The sequence below is a fragment of the Deinococcus cellulosilyticus NBRC 106333 = KACC 11606 genome, from assembly GCF_007990775.1.
In the GTDB taxonomy this organism is placed as follows: domain Bacteria; phylum Deinococcota; class Deinococci; order Deinococcales; family Deinococcaceae; genus Deinococcus_C; species Deinococcus_C cellulosilyticus.
Genome location: NZ_BJXB01000002.1, coordinates 16,943 through 35,131, shown reverse-complemented (window position 1 = coordinate 35,131; position 18,189 = coordinate 16,943). Strand labels below are relative to the sequence as shown.

Below are 18,189 nucleotides of genomic sequence, written 5' to 3'. Positions count from 1 at the left end.
GCTTAAAAGCGCCTCTCTTCTTTGCACCTCAGCTGGGTTAAAGCGGGCTTCTGTTGCTGCTGGTTTGCACCAGCGTGTTGCCGTTCTGGTCGATCACCTGCAGGCTTGTATACTTCCCGGCAACCGTGTACAGACCCCATGGACTGGTGAAAGCCTGGGTCAGAATGGCCCCGGGCTTGGGTTCGGAGACGGTGACCCGCACGATCAGCGTGCTGCCCCGGGCTTCCATGCTGTTCACCTTGAAGCCGTACCCTCCAGTGGGACGCTGCCCCAGGAACAGGAACACTGCAGAGGAGGCATTGAAATCGATGTCGGGTGCAGAAGGTGTGGGAAGAATGATGGAGTTGGTCTTGGACCAGATGGACTGGTAGGTGCTTTCACTGGTGATGAGTGCTGCTCCGAAGTTGCTGCTGCCATACCCGCTGTTGCCTGCATAACGCACCTGACTGAATGTCACAGGGCCTCCTGTCCGGCGAATTTCCTGAGGAATGCCTTTCTGGACAAACAATGCAGTGGTGCGGTACTGGGCAGGAGCAGGTTCCACATTGAGTCTGGGGTCAGGGCTGTCTGCCAGAACGGCCACCACCACAGGCTGGTCTTTCGCCAGCACATTGCTGAGGGCCACAGCTTCCGCGTCGGTCAGCTGACCCACACCCTGGAGGCCATTTGAACGCCAATCTGCATCTGCTTCACCACTGAATCCTGCTCTGACACTGCTGGAGATGCGGTACCAGTTGTTGTTTTGCAACAGGTAGACGCCCTCCAGGGCACGGGAGGTTTTGATGTAATAATTTGAGCTTGCAGGGTTGTAGGTGACTGTAAAGTCCTTGGGAATGGTGGTGGTTTTGGTCAGCAGGCTGCTCTGTCCATTGATGGCAAGGGTTCCGGCCAGTGCAAAACTGTCGGTGGCGGTCTGCTGCTTCAATTCATAGCCCAGTCCATTGATTTTCAGGGGCTTGGTTTGACGATCCATCTGGGTGTCATAGAACCAGGTCACACGATCATTGGAATCGCCATAAAAGAGCACATCATGTACTTCAAAGGTTGGGCTGCCCTGTACAGCAGCACATCCAGCGAGCATCAGACTGAGGGTGGCAAGTCTTCTTTTCATGAGACCATCGTACTGTGAAGTTCCTTGCATTGCTTTAAGTTGCGCTTAATGCAAACAGTGGCTTCAATTAACACTCAGTTTCACCTGTATGGCACGGTGATCTGAGCCTCTTTCTGGCAGCACTTCATGCTTCTGGTGACAGAGCCCACCAGAGTACCAGACCTGATCCCGTCGTTCCACAGGGAGAAATGTGGGATAGGTGTAACCAAAGCCCAGTCCCATGGCTTCGCTGTATCTCGCTCTCAGGGGCTTGACCCACAGGCCATGTGGAACGGCATTGAAGTTTCCGGCAATCACTGTGTTTCTGGAGGCCAGACCAAGGATCTGTTTGAGCACCCCCTGATGGGTTCGGGCCTGGAGCTGGAACTTTAGAGGATCACGCACTTCTGGGAGCAGGACATTGATGATTCTCACCGTGCGACGCTGAAGCTGCAGATCCGTGACCAGAGCGTGCACACTGGACAGTCCTTGCTGTTTTTTCAGTGGGTAACGGCTCAGGGTGATGAGACCCTGATGCTCAGCCGTAAACCAGCCAGAGCGTTTCAGGCTGGAGATGTACATGGAGGTGGAGGGTGCTGTGTCCTGCAAAAGCACAACCTCAGGTTGATGCACGGTCAGGATGTTCTGCAGCACAAAGGCAGACACCTGGCCCTGATGGGTGCTGTAGCTCATCAGGGCCAGGGGATGGCCTGTGCATTCTTGAGGAGTGGGGATGCGCAGATTCATCAGGGCGACCATCACAAAAATGAGGGTCAGGGCCTGCACATCCAGAGCAGCCCAGTTTTTCTTGCGAAAAGCAGAGTGCATCAGCAAAAAGAGCGGAATCAGCCAGAAAAAGTGAGGTGAGTAGGTGAGGGCCACGGTGATCCCCAGATGGGACTCTTCGTATTCTTCCAGCACCCAGATGCCAATCACCAGCAGCAAATACAAAAGAGAAGTCAGTAAAAGACGCACACGGCCCATTATATCGAGCCCGGACCTCGTGGAAGGAGCAGGTGCATGCCTTTTCGTGTGGCCTTGAGGGTTTCACGGGAGGTGCTCCTGGCCACTTCTGTGTGGTCCAGCAGCATTTCGATCAGGGTGCTTTCTTGCTCATCCAGTTGTGACCGGTGTTCACGAATGGGTTGCAGGGCTGCGTTGATGCAGGCAGCAAGCTCACGTTTGCACATCACACACCCACGGGTTCCACTGTTGCATTCCTGGTAAACCGTCTGAAGGTGGTCAGGCTGAAACAGGGCATGGTACGTGTAAACCGTGCAGATGTCAGGGCGTCCAGGGTCATTCTTGCGGATCTTATGTGGATCGGTGACGGCCTGCATCACTTTCTTTTCTGTGTCTGCACTTGAATCTGCCAGAAAGATGGCATTTCCCAGGCTCTTACCCATCTTCTGCTGACCATCAAGACCTTTGATTCTGGAATGCGAGGAGAGCAGGGCACGGGGTTCTTTCAGCACCTCACCGTAGTGGCGGTTGAATGTGCGCACCAGTTCGCGGGTCTGTTCGATGATGGGCAACTGGTCTTCACCCACCGGGACCACCTCTGCCTGAAACACCGTGATGTCAGCAGCCTGACTGATCGGGTATCCCAGGAACCCATAGGTCACAGATTCACCAAAAAGGGCCTGTTTTTGCCTGATCTCATGCCTCACCGTTGGATTCTGTTGCAAGCGACTGACGGTCACCAGATTTGAGAAGAAGACGGTCAGTTCGGCAATTTCTGGCACCTGGGACTGCAAGACAAAGGTGCATTTTTCCGGAGAGAGTCCCACTGCAAGATTGTCCTTGAGCACTTCCAGAACATTCTGGGACACTTTCTCAGGATGGTGAAAGTTGTCGGTGAGGGCCTGGACATCTGCAATCAGGATGAAACTGTGGTGCTGGTCTTGCAGGTGCACCCTGGATTGCAGAGAACCAAAAAAATGTCCAAGGTGCAGGCGCCCGGTGGGGCGGTCTCCGGTGAGCAGTTTGGGTTGAGCTGGGTTCATGGGGTCCTCCGGTAAGAAAGTGAGAGGGCTCAAAATGAAAAAGCCGCCCGGTTTCCCGAGCGGCTCCTGTTCCAAAACGCGTTACATCACAGCAGACCTTTCCCGGGAACCTCCCGGGTCACGCCAGTTCAGCTGTGAGAACATCTGTTTCATGTTGGTGATTGTACCCTTCCGATCAGGTCAGGACATGCGGATGATGGCCTATTGGACATGAATGAAAAAGCAGGCCAATTTTCAGGCCTGCTTCCTGGTTTGCCTTGATGTCTAGCGGATGCGTTTGGTGGATTCCCGGATCACCAGTTGAAGCTCTGGAGCTTCCAGACGCACCTCTGCGCCCTCAATCATTTGCAGCAGGGCCTCTGCCGCCTGCCGCCCAAGTTCGTGCATGGGCTGTCTTACAGTGGTGAGTGGGGGAGAGAAGTACTCGGAGGTCTTGGCATCATCGAAGCCGACCAGTGAGACTTCTTCAGGGACCCGGATTCCCCGACGGTACAGGGCCAGTCTGGCCCCGTAAGCCATCTGATCGTTTGCTGCAAAGATCGCAGTGAACATGGTTCGAGACTCCAGCAGGGTTGCCACAGCAAGCAGACCTGCCGATTCGTGGTAATCCCCTTCCACAATCAGGTTGGGACTGACTTCATGCCCTGCAGCCTCCAGTGCGTCCCGGTAGCCGTGCAGGCGTTCAATGGCGTCGGGATGGTCTCTCGGGCCAGCAATGTGGGCAATGCGGACGTGACCGAGTTCAAACAGGAAGTCCATGAGTTTGCGGGTGGCCGAATAATTGTCCAGGATCAGGCTGTGGTGCTCCTGATCGGGAACTTTGCGTCCAATGGCGATGATGGGCATGTTGTCGGCCAGTCGCTTCAGGGTGTCTTCTGCGAGGCTGCCCCCCATGATGATCAGGCCATCGACACGGCCCATCAGGCGTCCAATGGCGGTTTCCTCGTCTTTCGGGTGCCAGTGACCGTCCACGAAGACAGGGACATAATCGGTGCCCTGCAGCGCTTCCTGAACCCCCAGCAGGGCATCGTTGTAAAACGGACTGGAAATGTCCTGGGTGAGCACCCCAATGGACATGGTCTGGCCCCGAACCAGGCCCTTGGCAATGATGTTGGGCTGGTAATTCAGCTTGCGAATGGCTTCTTCCACAGCGTGCCGTTTGCGCAGACTGACGTTGGCCGTACCGCTCAGGATGCGTGACACGGTGCTGGGGGAAACTCCGGCTTCCTGCGCTACTTCAACCAAGGTGACCATTCTCTTCATGCTGTATCCTGGGGGCCTGCGAACCACACACAAGCGGGTGAAATCGTTTGCCCTTATTGTAACAGCATGAAATCGTTTGTCAATGAATCCAGCAAGGCATCAGGAAAGAAAATCCTCGAATGCATCAATGAAAATTCTTTTCAGGCTTTTGAAGCTCGGCTTCAATTCCCAGACTTCTCATGAATACAGATGTCAAAACCAGCCAGAGCCAGAGCAGGGGTGGGTAAATGTGTCCACCCCTGCTCTGCAGAAAACTCAGCGGAGAATCACCAGGTTTCCCTTTTTGTCCTTCCACCACAGCATGTTTCCTCCCTGGGGGGTGATTTCCACGTGGGAAAACGTGTAACCAAGCTGGCTTTCGGTATTCTGTACGAGGGCCTCAAACACAGGAACCCAGGACATCACCGTTTTCCAGGACTCCATGTTGCGCACCTGATCTGCACAGCGGATGGAAATCCAGAAACCCCGCACCTTGTTTTTCTCGGCTCCAATGGGGGGTTGCTCGGCGGTCAGATTGAAGGTGAGGGCTTCCTGGTCCTTGCGCAGGAAACTGATGTTGGTGGTGGAAGCTCCCCGCAGGTAGTAATTCACCATGGTGTTCATGCGTTGCAGGCTGTTGAAAATGCAGCGCCTTTCGTCGTTCCCCATCGGCGTCATGTCGACCCACTCCCGGACATCTCCGAAACTTTCCACGTAGGCCCGGGTGATCTTAGCAGGATCAGTGATTTTTTCGGTGGGTGCTTTTGCAACGGCAACTTGAGCGGCAAGAGAGGCAAAAACGGTCAGGAACAGAACAGCAGGTTTAAACATGTGAACTCCTTTGTGCTTTATCATTTTTCAAAGATGAACAGTGAAATCACACCGACTTTTTCACCACTCCCCTTGATAGAGGTGCGTGACCCTGAAGCGGCCCAGTTGCTGACCGATCCCCGGCAGGTGGAAGTGCTCAAACCCTTCTTGCAAAGGGAGATCAGTGTTCCCGAAGCGGCCCGTGAGCTCAAAGTCAAAGCCAACTCCCTGCTGTATCAGGTGCGCAAAATGGAGCGCCTGAACCTGATCACCTTCACCCGCATGCGGGGCAGGCAAAAGCTCTACCAGAGCACAGCAGACGCCTATTTTGTGCCTTTTGACCTGAGCACAGCCGACACATTTCAGGGTTTTCTGGATGCCCAGTATCTCGCGAAGCTGGACCGTTTCACCTACAGCTATTCCCAGTCCATGCTGCGCCTCATGGGCGTGCCTGTGGGCATTGGAATAAAGCGTGATCCGGTGAATGGTGTGGCTTACTCCTTCCTCAGCAAAGATGGAGAATCCAGCCTGTCCCCGGAAATACTTGCCCCAGAAGGGCCAGCCATCCTGACCCTCTGGACCCGTCTGTTTCTGGACCCTGAGGATGCCAAAGAATTGCAGCAGGACCTTGCTGGCCTGTATGCCAGATACAAACAACGACAGGGCAAGACCCCGTACCTGATCCATCTGGACCTCACCCCTGAACGGTCCTGAAGCGAAACTGAAACATCAGGTCACAAATCTGTCACAATGGGGTCATCTCCTGACAGGGGAGCCTCCATGCCAAGCCAGCAGAACCTCCTGACCCGCCTCAAACACCACAACTACAGCCTGCTTCTTCCTGCAGCGATCCTCTTGACCTTTCATCACCTCTGGGAGATCAGGAATCCTCTGGAGCAACAGGTGGTGGGGCTTGCCCTGTTCATGATGCTGGTTTCGCTGGGACTCTATCTGAAAAATCGCACTGCTTATCTGGGTGCCCTTGACTGGATCAGCACCTGGGGACAGATGCTGGTGGTGGGTCTGACCCTTTACTTTGTGTTGCAGTCTCCTGCAGTGGAACCAGACAGTGGGATCTACCTGCTTCCCGCATGGGGCATCGTGATGGTCTGGCACTGGACCGTGGTGTACCATGCCCGCCCGGTTTTCTCCCTGGTGATCAGTGGGGTGTATTTTGCCCTCAGTGTCCTGATGTTCTGGGTGCTCAACCTGCACGGATTCCAGAACCTCAAAGCGCTGGATGTGGCGATTCTGGGACTGATGGCGATCGTCATCTGTCGGGCCATCCACAATGTCTACGGCCAGATGCAGGAGGAAACCCGCAAGCGCCGGGATGCCGAGCGCATGGCGGTGATTGATCCCCTGACCCGCCTTCCCAACAGACGGGCATTCCAGCAGGAACTTGAAAAAGCCATGGATCAGGTGCAGACCACCCATCTGGTGGTCTTCGACATTGATCACTTCAAGCAGATCAACGACCGTCATGGACACGATGTGGGAGACCTGATTCTGCAACAGGTGGCAGAGCGTGCATCAGACGTGTTTCAGGTGCAAGGACGGGCCTTCCGCTGGGGAGGAGAAGAGTTCTGTGTGATTCTGACTGGCATGGAGGACACCGAAGCGCACGCCCTGTGTGAGCAGTTCAGAACCACCATCGAAACTGCAGAATTCATCAATGGACTTCGAATCACAGTGAGTGTTGGGGTCACCCGGGTGCAGCCCTGGGACAATACCGAGAGCGCATTCAGACGGGCAGACGGTGCACTGCTGAACGTTAAAGGAAGCGGACGCAACCACACGCGGGTGGTCTAATGGATTTTCATGCTCTTCATCTATAATCGAAAAGATTCTTCATGACGACAACATTCAAGGTGTTCTCAATGCTGGGTCTGGCGCTTCTGGTCGGATGCAACAGTTACGTCATTCTGCCTCCAGATGGCCAGGGGCAGGCCACCCTCAACCTGATTCTGCCCTCCGGGGTGACCTCACAGAGCCAGCAAACTGCACCGATCCCTGGGGAATATATCGTGACTTTTCAAAAGGCCTCTGATTTGCAAAAGCTCTCAGGAACTGGAGTGGTGATCACACAGCCACACAACAACCAGGCCCTCCTGAAAGCCAGCAGTGCAGAAGAGCTGCGCAACTTGCCTGGAGTGCTTCGGGTGCAGCCCAACTACCGTTATCAAAAACAACTGACACCCAATGATCCCTATCTGGATCAGCCCTGGGAACCCACTGATCCAGACACCCACCAGTGGTATCTGGACCAGATCGGTGCAGCAGGGGCCTGGAATGACCCGGGAACCACCACCCAGGTCAAGGTGGCAGTGCTTGATGATGGGTACACCCACCACGAGGACCTGAAAGGCAGTCACCTGGACCTGCAACCCATCGGGTGCAACCAGGCGACAGGAGAACGCTGCCTGAATCCTGCAGACAAGAATGATGACCCCTACTATCCTGATGAATCCCTTGCCTCGCATGGAATGTCCCTGATTGGCCTGATCGGTGCCACCACCAACAATGGCAAGGGGATGGCTTCACTGAACTTCAATGCCGGCCAGCAGGCCCCCATTCAGGTGGTTCCCATCAACATCTATACCCCTTCAGGCAGTTCAAGCACAGACATCATTGCCAGAGGCATTCGAACAGCCATTGCCAAAGGTGCAAAGGTGATCAACCTGAGCCTCTGCATGAGCAGCGGAGGTGTGTGCACCAACACTGTTTCCGACCCTGTGCTGGATCAGGCTTTGAAAGAGGCGCGTGATGCGGGTGTGGTGGTGATGGCCTCAGCAGGAAACAACGGAAAATCCTTTGTGGCTTACCCGGCAAACAGTGTCAATGCGGTCAGTGTGGGGGCCACCAACCTCAACAAAGAAAAAGCCACCTTCTCCCATTATGGAGGGCACCTGAGGCTGGTTGCTCCAGGGCAAGACCTGCTGGTCTTCAATGGTCGAACAGATGATCAGCGGTCTGTTCAAACCGAGTACATGCTCAACTCTGGGACCAGTTTCAGTGCACCTCTGGCGGCGGCAGCAGCAGCCCTGCTGTTCAGCAAACGTCCCACTGCCACCTGGGATCAGGTGGTGGGTGCCCTGATCCACAGTGGAGATGACCTGACCGACCCCACCCTGAAGGATGCAAAGTTCCTGCGGATTGACAAAGCACTTCAGGAGATCGGGGGAAATCCACCTGCGCCCCCAGCTTTGCGCGGGAGCTATCAGGCCCATGTGACCGTTTCTGGTGTGAAAGTGAACAGCCCTGTGGTCTTTGCCTTTGGCACCAACGTGGCAAACGTATTTTCCAGCCAGACCCTGGAATCTGGTGCATATCGGGTTCGTGCCACCATTGAGGACCGTTACCAGCCAGGCAAAACCATCTACTCCTGTGAGGGCACGATGGTGGTTGCTCCAGATGACTCCACCACCACCGACATCCAGTGCAAGTGAGCTGAAAAACAAAAGAAACGCCCTCTTTGTATTCGAGGGCGTTTCTGCTTTTGAACTCAGCGCAACTGGCGGTAAAGACGAATCAGATGATTGGTGCTGCTGTCGTGCTTGAGTTCAGGCATTCCGGCAGCTTCAAGCTCAGGGGTGATGCGGTTGGCCAGCACCTTGCCCAGTTCAACACCCCACTGGTCGAAGCTGTTGATGTCCCAGATGACCCCCTGCACGAAAACCTTGTGCTCATAAAGCGCAATGAGCTGGCCCAGCACGAAGGGGGTCAGTTTTTGGGCGATCAGGGTGTTGGTGGGACGGTTCCCTTCAAAGGTCTTGTGTTGCACCAGACTGCCAGAGATTCCTTCAGCGGCCACCTCGTCACTGGTCTTGCCAAAGGCAAGGGCTTCGGTCTGGGCAAAGAAATTGGCCATCAGCAGGTCATGGTGACGGCCACTGGGGTTCAGGCTCTGGGCAAAACCAATGAAGTCTGCAGGGATGAGTTTGGTTCCCTGGTGGATCAACTGGTAGAAGGCGTGCTGCCCGTTGGTTCCAGGTTGCCCCCACACGATGGGACCCGTCTGGTAATTCACCACCTGACCGTCAAAGCGCACGTATTTGCCATTGCTCTCCATGTCCAGTTGCTGCAGGTACGCACTGAAGCGGGCCAGATACTGGTCGTAAGGCAAAATTGCAACACTCTCGGCACCAAAGAAATTGTTGTACCAGACCCCGATCAGGCCCATCAGGACAGGGAGGTTGGATTGCAGGGGCGCGGTTCTGAAGTGGCGGTCCATGGCGTGGAATCCTGCCAGCATGTCCCGGAAGTTGTCCGGGCCAATCGCGATCATCAGGGAGAGGCCAATGGCGGAGTCCATGCTGTAGCGTCCGCCCACCCAGTCCCAGAAGCCAAACATGTTGTTGGTGTCAATGCCGAACTTGCTGACTTCGCCAGCGTTGGTGGACACAGCCACAAAGTGTTTCGCAACAGCAGCCTCATCTTTGAGGCCTTTCAGAAGCCATTCGCGGGCGGTGTGGGCATTGGTGAGGGTTTCAATGGTGGTGAAGGTCTTGCTGGAGACCACAAAGAGGGTCTCTTCAGGGTTGAGGCCATGCACAGCTTCTGCAAAGTCGGTGCCGTCCACATTGGAAACAAACTTGCAGGTGATGTTGCGGTCAGAGTAGGCACGCAGGGCCTCGTAAGCCATGACTGGACCGAGGTCTGATCCGCCAATGCCAATGTTCACCACGGTCCTGATGCGCTTGCCGGTGTAACCCAGCCATTCTCCAGAGCGCACCCTGTCACTGAAGGCGGCCATGCGGTCCAGAACAGCATGCACTTCGGGAACCACATTTTCGCCATCCACCAGCACCTCAGCATCTCCTGGTGCACGCAGGGCAGTGTGCAGCACTGCACGGTTTTCGGTGGTGTTGATTCTCTCACCAGAAAACATTTTTTCCCTGTGTTCTGCCACCCCTGCTTCTCTGGCAAGGTCGAGCAACAGTTTCAGGGTCTCATCGGTGAGGCGGTTCTTGGAGTAGTCCAGGAACAGACCGTCTGCCTCGGCGGTCAGGCGTTCTCCACGGGTGGGGTCCTGGGCAAAGAGATCGCGCAGGTGCTGGTTCTGAATCTTTTGATAATGGGCTTCTAAGGCCTTCCATGCGGGGAGTTCAGTGGGATTCTTGAACATGTGTATAATCTACACCAATTGTCCGGGGGGAAGAAAAGAAACGTTTGTCACTTCTCAGAATGATTCATGAATTCCTGATCAGTTCAGCAGAAACAGCTGCAGGTTGCATGAATTTGTGCCACACAAATGGAGCATTCAACAAGTGAACTTACGCAACAGTTGCAGCACCCCAGAATGGCTATGCTGAAAACACATGACATCCCAGCGTTCTGAAGAAGCCACAGACAGGCAGGACCTCAGCCTGCTCTGGCCCGAACACACCAGGCCCACGGCTCCGTCTGCCCGCAACTGGCCTGGAAACAGCATCCGGGACACAGGACTCTCTGAATTGCTGGAATTTTTCAAATTTTCCAGTGGAGTGAAACCTGGTGCAGTGCTGGCCGAGGCCCTGCTTGACCTGTGCACCGACCCGCAGGTGATCGAGTACCGACAGGCAGTGCTGGAAGATGTGCTGTTTCACCCGCAATTTGAGTCACGTCTGAAAGAGGTCATCCCGCAGATCACCACCCTGACCGATTATGTGGCCAGTCGGGACCGCAGGCTGAGCCCCCTGCATGAGGTCAGCTGGCGTCTGGGAGAACTTGAGCTTTACCTGCAGTGTGTGGAAGGCCTGCTGGAAGCCATGGGTGGTGTGTCATTCCATTCCCAGGGGTTCCGGGACCTGCAGAGCCACCTGACAGGGATTCAGCAGGACCCTTTGTTTGCATCTTTGAAACACGAACTTCCGGAGATGCAGGCCCGTTTTGGAGGCCTCGCCAGCATCAGCATCGGAGTGAATCTGGATGCCCAGTTCAAACCTGTGGAGGCCACCTTGCTGGGGGTGCATGGAGAGGCTTTCAAAGGTGCACCTCTGCTGGGCCGCCTGTTTGGAACAAAACCCAGATCTGGCAGCTCGAGTGGACTGGGACCTCTCCACGTGCTGCCCTTTCGCCAGGAGATCATCAACGGGGCGTCCTTTCAGCATTATGAGCGTCAGGACACCCTGCTGCACCCGCTTTTCGCTGACCTGGCCAGAATCATTGGGGATGTGGCCAAACCCATCTCCAAGGCGCTGGCCCAGTACACCAGCCTGAGTGGAAAATTGCTTTCGCGTCTGGAACCAGAGTTCCATTTTTACCTGGGAGCCGTGTCCATCATTCGCAAATTGCAGAACAGTGGGCTTCCCCTGTGCAAACCCCAGATTGCTCCCATGTCTGAAAGGACCTGTCAGATCCAGCAGAATTACAACATCAATCTGGCCCTGCGGCACATCCAGCGTACTCCAGATGAAAACCTGCAAAAGACCATCATCACCAACACCGTGGACTTTGGCGAAGAAGGAAGGGTCTTTCTGATCACCGGACCCAACAGGGGAGGGAAGACCACCTACACCCAGGCGGTGAGTCTCACCCAGGCCCTGTTTCAGGCAGGCTGGTATGTGCCGGGATCACATGCCCGGATCAGTCCTGTGGACCACATCTACACGCACTTTCCCATGGAAGAGCGGCCTGATCTGGAAACCGGGCGCTTCGGAGAAGAGGCCTCACGGCTGGGAGACATTTTTCAGAAAGCCACCAGGTACAGTCTGATCCTGCTCAATGAGTCCCTCACCAGCACCAACCTCACCGAGAGCCTGTTTCTGGCAGAAGATGTGGTTCGGGGGTTGAGGTTGCTCGGGGCAAGGGCCATTTTCAACACCCACCTGCATGAACTGGCCCGCAATGCCAGCAGAATCAATCAGGACCTTGCAGGTGAGGCACGAGTGGTCAGTCTGGTGGCCGAAGTCCAGACGGATTCCAGTGGAGAGATCCAGCCCACCTATCAGGTGCGGCCCGGACTTCCCCAGGGGGTCAGTTATGCCAGACGGATTGCTGCCCAGCATGGCATCAGCTTCGAAAAAATTGCCCAGACCCTGCAGGATCGGGGCGAGGTCTGAAACTCAGGAAGAAGCCACTTCTTTCAGCACCGGAAGGTGCAAAGTGATGGTGCTTCCAATCCCCAGCTGACTCTGCAGGCTGATTTTTCCACCGTGTTTCTCGATGATCCACTTGGCAATGGGCAGGCCGAGACCCGTGCCCCCGGGATCTTTCTCTCTGGAGAGTTGTCCCCGGTAGAAGCGCTCAAAGACCCTGGGCTGGTCCTCTTCTGCAATCCCCATACCGGTGTCTGAAACGTGGATCAGCACCTGCTGGCCCGACCGCTCCAGATGCACCCGGATCTGCCCTCCGGTGGGGGTGTATTTGGATGCATTGTCCAGCAGAATCACCAGCACCTGCTTCAGGCGGTCATAGTCTCCCAGGATGCACACATCTTCAAACTCAGAGACTTCCAGCAGGTGTTCGCGGGTCAACATGGTGGTGGCTTTCACGGCATCTTCCAGCACCGTGCCCAGTGAGAACTCCTCCATGCGCAGTTCCGTCCCTGCATCCCCTTTGGCAAGGGCCAGCATGTCCTGCACCAGGCGACTCAGACGGGTGGCTTCTCTGGCCACATCTGCAAGGGCCTCTTCTTTGTCTTCCTCTGCCATGTTGGAATAACGGTGGATCAGGTCCAGATTGCCCTGAATGGCGGTCAGGGGCGCCCGAAGTTCATGGGCCGCATCGTTCACGAAGCGCTGCTGGGCCTGGGAAATCTCCCGCAGGGCAAGTTCGGCTTCTTTCAGGTCCGTGATGTCCACCAGCGTCCCCAGTACCTGAGGGTTTTTCCCTTGCAGGTCAGACCTGCCCCGGGCCATCACCCAGCGGATGCTCCCGTCGGGTTTCGGAATGCGCAGCTCAACAGCAAAGTCGGTCTGGTGGTCCAGGCTTTCTTGCAGGCAGCGCTCGAATTTTTCGTGGTCCTCCGGGTGCAGGCTTGCCAGCAGATGTTCCAGTCTGGGCTGCTCGGGGAAAGGTTTCAGGCCAAAAATGTGCGCAGTCTGGCCAAGCCAGCTCAGCTCATCTGCCATGCAGTCCCACTTCCAGGTGCCCACCCGGGTGGCCTCCAGGGTGAGGTTCAGCTGGTTCTGGCTTTCTTGCAACAGCAGGGCGTCGCGCTTGCTCTTGGTGATGTCTGTGACGGTGATGCCGATCCACAGGATCACGCCAGGCTGATTGGAGATGGGGTAGATGTTCACCAGATAAAACTCGGTCTGGAGGCCAGTTCCGGTGCTGATTTCCACATCACGGAAGGGCTTGCCAGACAGCAAGACCCTTTTGCACATCCATTCCAGCTGATGGAGCAAGGGACTCGCCAGACTGGAATAGGGGACTGCTGCCATGTCCTCCAGCCTCAGGTGGGCAAACTGGGCGAACTTGTCATTGACGTTCAGGAAATTCAGGTCACGGTCCAGCAGGCACATGCCCACCGGGGTTTCCTGGATCATCCGGGAAATCTGCAGCTGGGTGCTGACCAGTTGCTCGTTCAGGCGGTGACGCTCCAGGGCAGAGTCAATCGTCCTTTTCAGGGTCTCTGCATCCAGGTTGTTCTTGCTCAGGTAATCCATGGCTCCGGCCTTCAGGGCACTGACTGCAGATTTCTCATCGCCGTTGCCCGTCAGGGTGATCACCACAGTCTTCACAGACAGCTGCGAAAGCCGATCCAGAAAGGTCAGGGCGTTCATGTCGGTGAGGTTGAAGTCCAGAAAAATCAATTCTGGCGTGCTGAGGGTCAGGGCATGCAGCCCGTCCTGACCGCTGGGGGCGACGGTGAACTCGAAGGAGTGATCTGGAAGACGGCGGAGGCGCCTGATCAGCAGTTCAGAGTCATCTGGGTTGTCCTCTACGATCAGAACTTTCAAAGTCATGGGTGAAACCTTCTGGTGGACCTTCTGTTGAGCATGGTGGTTCTCTTCATGAGATTACAGCACATTTCAGAATGCCGCATGGGGACTGGGTGGATTGTATGAGAACATGCAGTCTGATATACAATTCGCTGTACCCTTGCTGAGAGAGCTCTGGCTCCCCCTGAAAGAAAGTGTTATTTTGTGATTTCTATGGTCCGGGCGGTGGGAAAAGATGCACCAGTGCGCAGCAAAGCGGTCTGCAAGGTCCGTTTTGTGTGCAGCATGCTGTATTGGGTTGCATCTCCCCAGGAGGGGTGGCGGTGAGCACCCTTTCCATTGTCATCACTGCTGTGCTGGGGGTGCTGGCTGGCTGGCTGATTCCACACTTTGCCAGAACGAAAACCAGACAGGAGAAACCGCCTCAGGTGAATCCACAGGCAATGATTTTGAACGCCCTGAAAGACCTTGGACACGATGCCTGGTGGGTTTACGATGCCCAGGGCCAGGTCACCGAGTTCAACAGGTGTGCCCGCGAAATGCTGGGACTTTCACCAGACCAGGATTTTCCCTCAATGCAGGAGCTGCAGGTCTTTGAGCCCGACAGCAAAACCCGCACCACAGGCTTTGAAGACCTGAACCAGGAAGACCGCTGGGTTCAGGTGCATGAAACCCGCAGGCCCATTCGTCTGAGTGTACAAAGGCTGCAGCTGGAAGCAGGAACGTCTGCCCTGCTGTTTGTTGCCCAGGACCGCACTGCAGAATTCACCCGGGAAGTCACTTCTCTGTCTTCAAAAGAAGAGCTGCAAAGCCGAAACGATGCCCTGAACATGCGCACCGAAGAACTCCTGATGGACCTGCACAAACGCAATCTGGAACTGGAGTCGGCCAACCGGGACCTGCAGTCCTTTGCCCACAGTGTCGCCCATGACCTGCGCACCCCCCTGAGGGGTCTGGATGGTTTCAGTCAGGCCCTGGTGGAGGATTACAATGACATCCTTGATGACACTGCCCGCAGTTACCTGCAACGCATCCGCAAGGCAAGCCAGCGCATGGGAGACCTGCTGGACGACCTGCTGGATTACTCCCGGGTGACCCGTGCCTCCATGCAGATCACCCTGATCGATTTCACCGCCATGACCAACAGACTGGTGTCCAGCATGATCAAGGCCTCACAGCCAGATGTGGAGATTCGCATTGCCAGCAACATGGAAGTGTATGGCGACCTGGGTCTGGTGCGCACCCTGATGCAGCACCTGATCACCAACAGCATCAAGTTCTCTGCAGGACGTGCCCACATCCTCATTGAGGTGGGGGTGCAGCAGATGGATCAGGAAAACGTGTTTTTTGTGCGGGACAACGGGGTGGGATTTGACATGCGTTTTGCAGGTCAGATGTTTCAGCCCTTTCACCGCCTGCACGGGCATCAGGAATTTGAAGGAAACGGCATGGGACTTGCCGTGGTGAAACGCATTGTCGAGAGACATGGGGGCAAGGTCTGGGCTGAAGGGACCCTGGACCAGGGAGCCACCATCTTTTTCACCCTTCCTGCTCCGGAGGAGAAAGCATGAGTGTAGCGCAGACACAGGTTCACAACTCACAACTGCCTTTTTCCGCAGAATGGATGGCACGGCTGGCCGCTCTGGTTGCAGCCATCATCGGCCTGTGGGTGATGGTGGGTTGGAAACTCCACCCGGACTGGAAAGATTCCACAACCGTGTTCATGAATCCCCTGACTGCCATGAATTTTTTGATGTGTGCAATTGCATTGTGGCTGGTCAGTGGTGCACGCACCCAATTGAGGCCGCTGGTGGTGGCCATCGCCTTCATTCAGATTCTGCTGGGCCTGATGGTGTGTCTGTCCTGGGTGATGGGGAAAGACTTCACCTTTGATGACTGGCTGTTCCAGAACCTGTATGGCATTCCTGATCTTATAGTCAACAATATTGCGGTTCCCACAGCCCTTGCTTTTGTGTTTCTGGGACTTGCCCTCACCATCATGGATGTGCGCAGGGATGAGAAACGCTGGCCTGCCGAAATTCTGGTTTTTCTGGTTTTTCTGCTGTCCCTGTTCTCTATTTTGAGTTACCTCTTTGGCATCACTGGCCTGACTTTCCTGGGCTGGAAAGCCCAGATGGCCCTCAGCACCGCAAACACCTTTGTGCTCTTGTGCTTTGGGTTCTGGTGTGCACGTGCAGACTGGAGCATCGTGCACCTGATGCGCCAGCGCACTGCAGGCGGTGCAGTGGTCCGGCAATTGATTCCAGCGGCAATTCTGGTTCCGGTCGTGCTGTCCTGGTTGCGCTACCAGGGCATCTACTACAACATTTTCGGGCGGGATTTCGGGATTTCACTGTTCACAGTCAGCATCATTGCTGTGTTCACCCTGATGGTCTACTACCTGGGCTGGACATTGCACCGCAGTGACTTGCAGCAGCGGGAATCCAGCCAGAAACTTCAGGACAGTGAGCTGCGCTACCGGGTTCTCACCGAATCGGCACACGATGCCATTATTACCATTGATCCAAAGGGGACGATCCTCAGCTGGAACCGTTTTGCAGCTGAACTTTATGGTTACACCGAAGAAGAAGTCATTGGAAAGCCGGGCAGCATCCTCAGCCCACCAGAAGTGCTGGAACAGCAACAACGGCAGCAGCAAGAGCAACCCCCTCAGGAAGCTCCAGAAGTGGCCCTCACTGCTGAAACGGTGGGCCTGAAGAAAGATGGCACCCGCTTTCCCATCGAATACTCCATTGCGCACTGGGACATTCCAGAAGGCCGCTTCTACACTGCCATTGTTCGTGACATCACCGAACGCAAGAAGGCAGAGGAGCAGCTCAGGGAGCTCAACGCATCCCTCAATGAGCGGGCCCTGGAACTCAACAAGGACCTGGTGCGCAAAACCCAGGAAATGGAATTCATCAACCGGGAACTCGAAGCTTTTGCCTTCAGTGTGTCCCATGACCTCAGGGCCCCCCTCAGAAGCCTCAACGGATTCAGTCAGGCCCTGCTGGAAGACTATTCCGACCAGCTCGATGAAACCGGGCAGGATTATCTGGACCGCATCAAGAAGAACAGTGACCGCATGGCCCACCTGATTGACGACATCCTGCACCTCTCCCGCATTTCCCGCACCGAGATGCGCCACCAGAAAGTCAACCTGACCGCCCTCGCTGAAAGTGTGCTTGAAGACCTGCGTTTTGCCGATCCAGAGCGTAAAGTGGAAGTGGAGATTCAGCCTGGGCTGGCCGCCGTGGGTGACCCCACCCTGCTCAGGGTGGTGTTGCAGAACCTGCTGGGCAATGCCTGGAAGTTCACCTCCAGAACCGAACAGGCCAGAATCCAGTTCGGCCAGATGCAAGACGATCAGCAAGACGTTTACTTTGTGGCAGACAACGGTGCAGGATTTGACATGCAGAACATGGACCGCCTTTTCGGGGTGTTCCAGCGCCTTCACAAAAACAGCGAGTTCGAGGGGACCGGAGTGGGCCTCGCCAGCGTGCAGCGGGTGATTCACCGCCACGGAGGCCGGGTCTGGGCGCACGGTGAAGTGGGCAAGGGAGCCACCTTCTTCTTCACCCTCGGGCATTTCAACGAAGACACAGGAGAGCAGGCATGAAAAAAGTGGTTTTGCTGGTGGAAGACAACGAAGACGATGAGCTTTTGACCCTGAGGGCGTTTAAAAAGAGCCGCCTTGCCAATGAAGTGATTGTGGTGCGCGATGGTGTGGAGGCCGTGGAGTACCTCTTCTGCGAAGGGCAGTACGCAGGCAGAGACCCCACCGACCTGCCCCACCTGATCCTGCTGGACCTGAAATTGCCCAAAATGAACGGTCTGGAGGTGCTGGAAAGAATCCGGTCCAGTGACGCCACCAAACTGATTCCTGTGGTGATCCTGACCTCCTCCAAACAGGACGAGGACATGGTGCTGAGTTACAACCTGGGGGCGAACAGCTACATCCGCAAACCTGTGGACTTTGAGCACTTCATGGACGCCACCCTGCAACTGGGCATGTACTGGCTGGTCCTCAACGAATACCCACCCAGACAGGACTGAACAACCGACACCTTCACTTGTGATGACCTTGAGTGACATGAGCATGTTTATGCTCTTGCTCTTGGTCATCTCACTTATTGTTGTCTGAACGGAGATTTCCGACAATCAAAAGAGACCA

At 55.5% G+C, this 18,189-nt stretch carries 14 protein-coding genes; 7 read left to right on the top strand and 7 right to left on the bottom strand.

What is annotated here, in order from left to right; all coding sequences use genetic code 11:
• Positions 1-37: 37 nt before the first annotated feature.
• From DC3_RS02455 to DC3_RS02435, 5 genes are all read right to left on the bottom strand, one after another.
• A complete protein-coding gene (locus DC3_RS02455) occupies positions 38-1,111 on the bottom strand; it encodes a protease complex subunit PrcB family protein (protein WP_186815780.1) in 1,074 nt (357 codons plus the stop codon).
• A gap of 63 nt (positions 1,112-1,174) precedes the next feature.
• Positions 1,175-2,065: an endonuclease/exonuclease/phosphatase family protein gene (locus DC3_RS02450; protein WP_146882015.1), complete on the bottom strand. Its 891-nt coding sequence runs from the start codon at positions 2,063-2,065 to the stop codon at positions 1,175-1,177.
• An 8-nt stretch (positions 2,066-2,073) separates the two neighbouring features.
• The gene (gene trpS / locus DC3_RS02445; RefSeq protein ID WP_146882014.1) at positions 2,074-3,096 is read right to left on the bottom strand and encodes a tryptophan--tRNA ligase; all 1,023 of its coding nucleotides are present in this window, start codon (positions 3,094-3,096) and stop codon (positions 2,074-2,076) included.
• A gap of 264 nt (positions 3,097-3,360) precedes the next feature.
• The gene (locus tag DC3_RS02440; protein WP_146882013.1) at positions 3,361-4,359 is read right to left on the bottom strand and encodes a LacI family DNA-binding transcriptional regulator; all 999 of its coding nucleotides are present in this window, start codon (positions 4,357-4,359) and stop codon (positions 3,361-3,363) included.
• 255 nt (positions 4,360-4,614) lie between these two features.
• The gene (locus DC3_RS02435; RefSeq protein WP_146882012.1) at positions 4,615-5,169 is read right to left on the bottom strand and encodes a hypothetical protein; all 555 of its coding nucleotides are present in this window, start codon (positions 5,167-5,169) and stop codon (positions 4,615-4,617) included.
• Between the two features lie 33 nt (positions 5,170-5,202).
• On the opposite strand from DC3_RS02435, the gene DC3_RS02430 reads away from it, so the two are divergent.
• The 3 genes from DC3_RS02430 to DC3_RS02420 all read left to right on the top strand — a co-directional run bounded on the left by DC3_RS02430 (position 5,203) and on the right by DC3_RS02420 (position 8,597).
• The gene (locus tag DC3_RS02430) at positions 5,203-5,862 is read left to right on the top strand and encodes a helix-turn-helix domain-containing protein (RefSeq protein ID WP_146882011.1); all 660 of its coding nucleotides are present in this window, start codon (positions 5,203-5,205) and stop codon (positions 5,860-5,862) included.
• A 66-nt stretch (positions 5,863-5,928) separates the two neighbouring features.
• On the top strand, positions 5,929-6,960 hold the full coding sequence (locus DC3_RS02425) for a GGDEF domain-containing protein (protein WP_186815779.1): 1,032 nt from the start codon (positions 5,929-5,931) through the stop codon (positions 6,958-6,960).
• A 41-nt stretch (positions 6,961-7,001) separates the two neighbouring features.
• The gene (locus DC3_RS02420; RefSeq protein WP_146882009.1) at positions 7,002-8,597 is read left to right on the top strand and encodes a S8 family serine peptidase; all 1,596 of its coding nucleotides are present in this window, start codon (positions 7,002-7,004) and stop codon (positions 8,595-8,597) included.
• 56 nt (positions 8,598-8,653) lie between these two features.
• Here DC3_RS02420 and pgi read toward each other — a convergent pair whose 3' ends face one another.
• Positions 8,654-10,276 (bottom strand): glucose-6-phosphate isomerase, encoded by a 1,623-nt coding sequence (gene pgi / locus DC3_RS02415; RefSeq protein ID WP_146882008.1) that lies wholly within the window; start codon positions 10,274-10,276, stop codon positions 8,654-8,656.
• A 193-nt stretch (positions 10,277-10,469) separates the two neighbouring features.
• Between pgi and DC3_RS02410 the strand changes: the two genes are divergently transcribed.
• On the top strand, positions 10,470-12,191 hold the full coding sequence (locus tag DC3_RS02410) for a MutS-related protein (protein WP_146882007.1): 1,722 nt from the start codon (positions 10,470-10,472) through the stop codon (positions 12,189-12,191).
• Between the two features lie 3 nt (positions 12,192-12,194).
• On the opposite strand, the gene DC3_RS02405 is transcribed toward DC3_RS02410, so the two are convergent.
• On the bottom strand, positions 12,195-14,039 hold the full coding sequence (locus DC3_RS02405) for a hybrid sensor histidine kinase/response regulator (RefSeq protein ID WP_146882006.1): 1,845 nt from the start codon (positions 14,037-14,039) through the stop codon (positions 12,195-12,197).
• A gap of 299 nt (positions 14,040-14,338) precedes the next feature.
• Here DC3_RS02405 and DC3_RS02400 point away from each other — a divergent pair, with 299 nt between their 5' ends.
• Genes DC3_RS02400 through DC3_RS02390 form a run of 3 tightly spaced genes read left to right on the top strand, consistent with a single transcriptional unit; the run spans position 14,339 to position 18,071 of the window.
• Entirely contained in the window at positions 14,339-15,586 is a 1,248-nt protein-coding gene (locus DC3_RS02400; protein ID WP_146882005.1) for a PAS domain-containing sensor histidine kinase, read from the top strand.
• Positions 15,583-17,634: a PAS domain S-box protein gene (locus tag DC3_RS02395; protein WP_146882004.1), complete on the top strand. Its 2,052-nt coding sequence runs from the start codon at positions 15,583-15,585 to the stop codon at positions 17,632-17,634. Before DC3_RS02400 ends, DC3_RS02395 begins: the two co-directional genes overlap by 4 nt.
• On the top strand, positions 17,631-18,071 hold the full coding sequence (locus DC3_RS02390; protein ID WP_146882003.1) for a response regulator: 441 nt from the start codon (positions 17,631-17,633) through the stop codon (positions 18,069-18,071). Before DC3_RS02395 ends, DC3_RS02390 begins: the two co-directional genes overlap by 4 nt.
• Positions 18,072-18,189 lie beyond the last annotated feature (118 nt).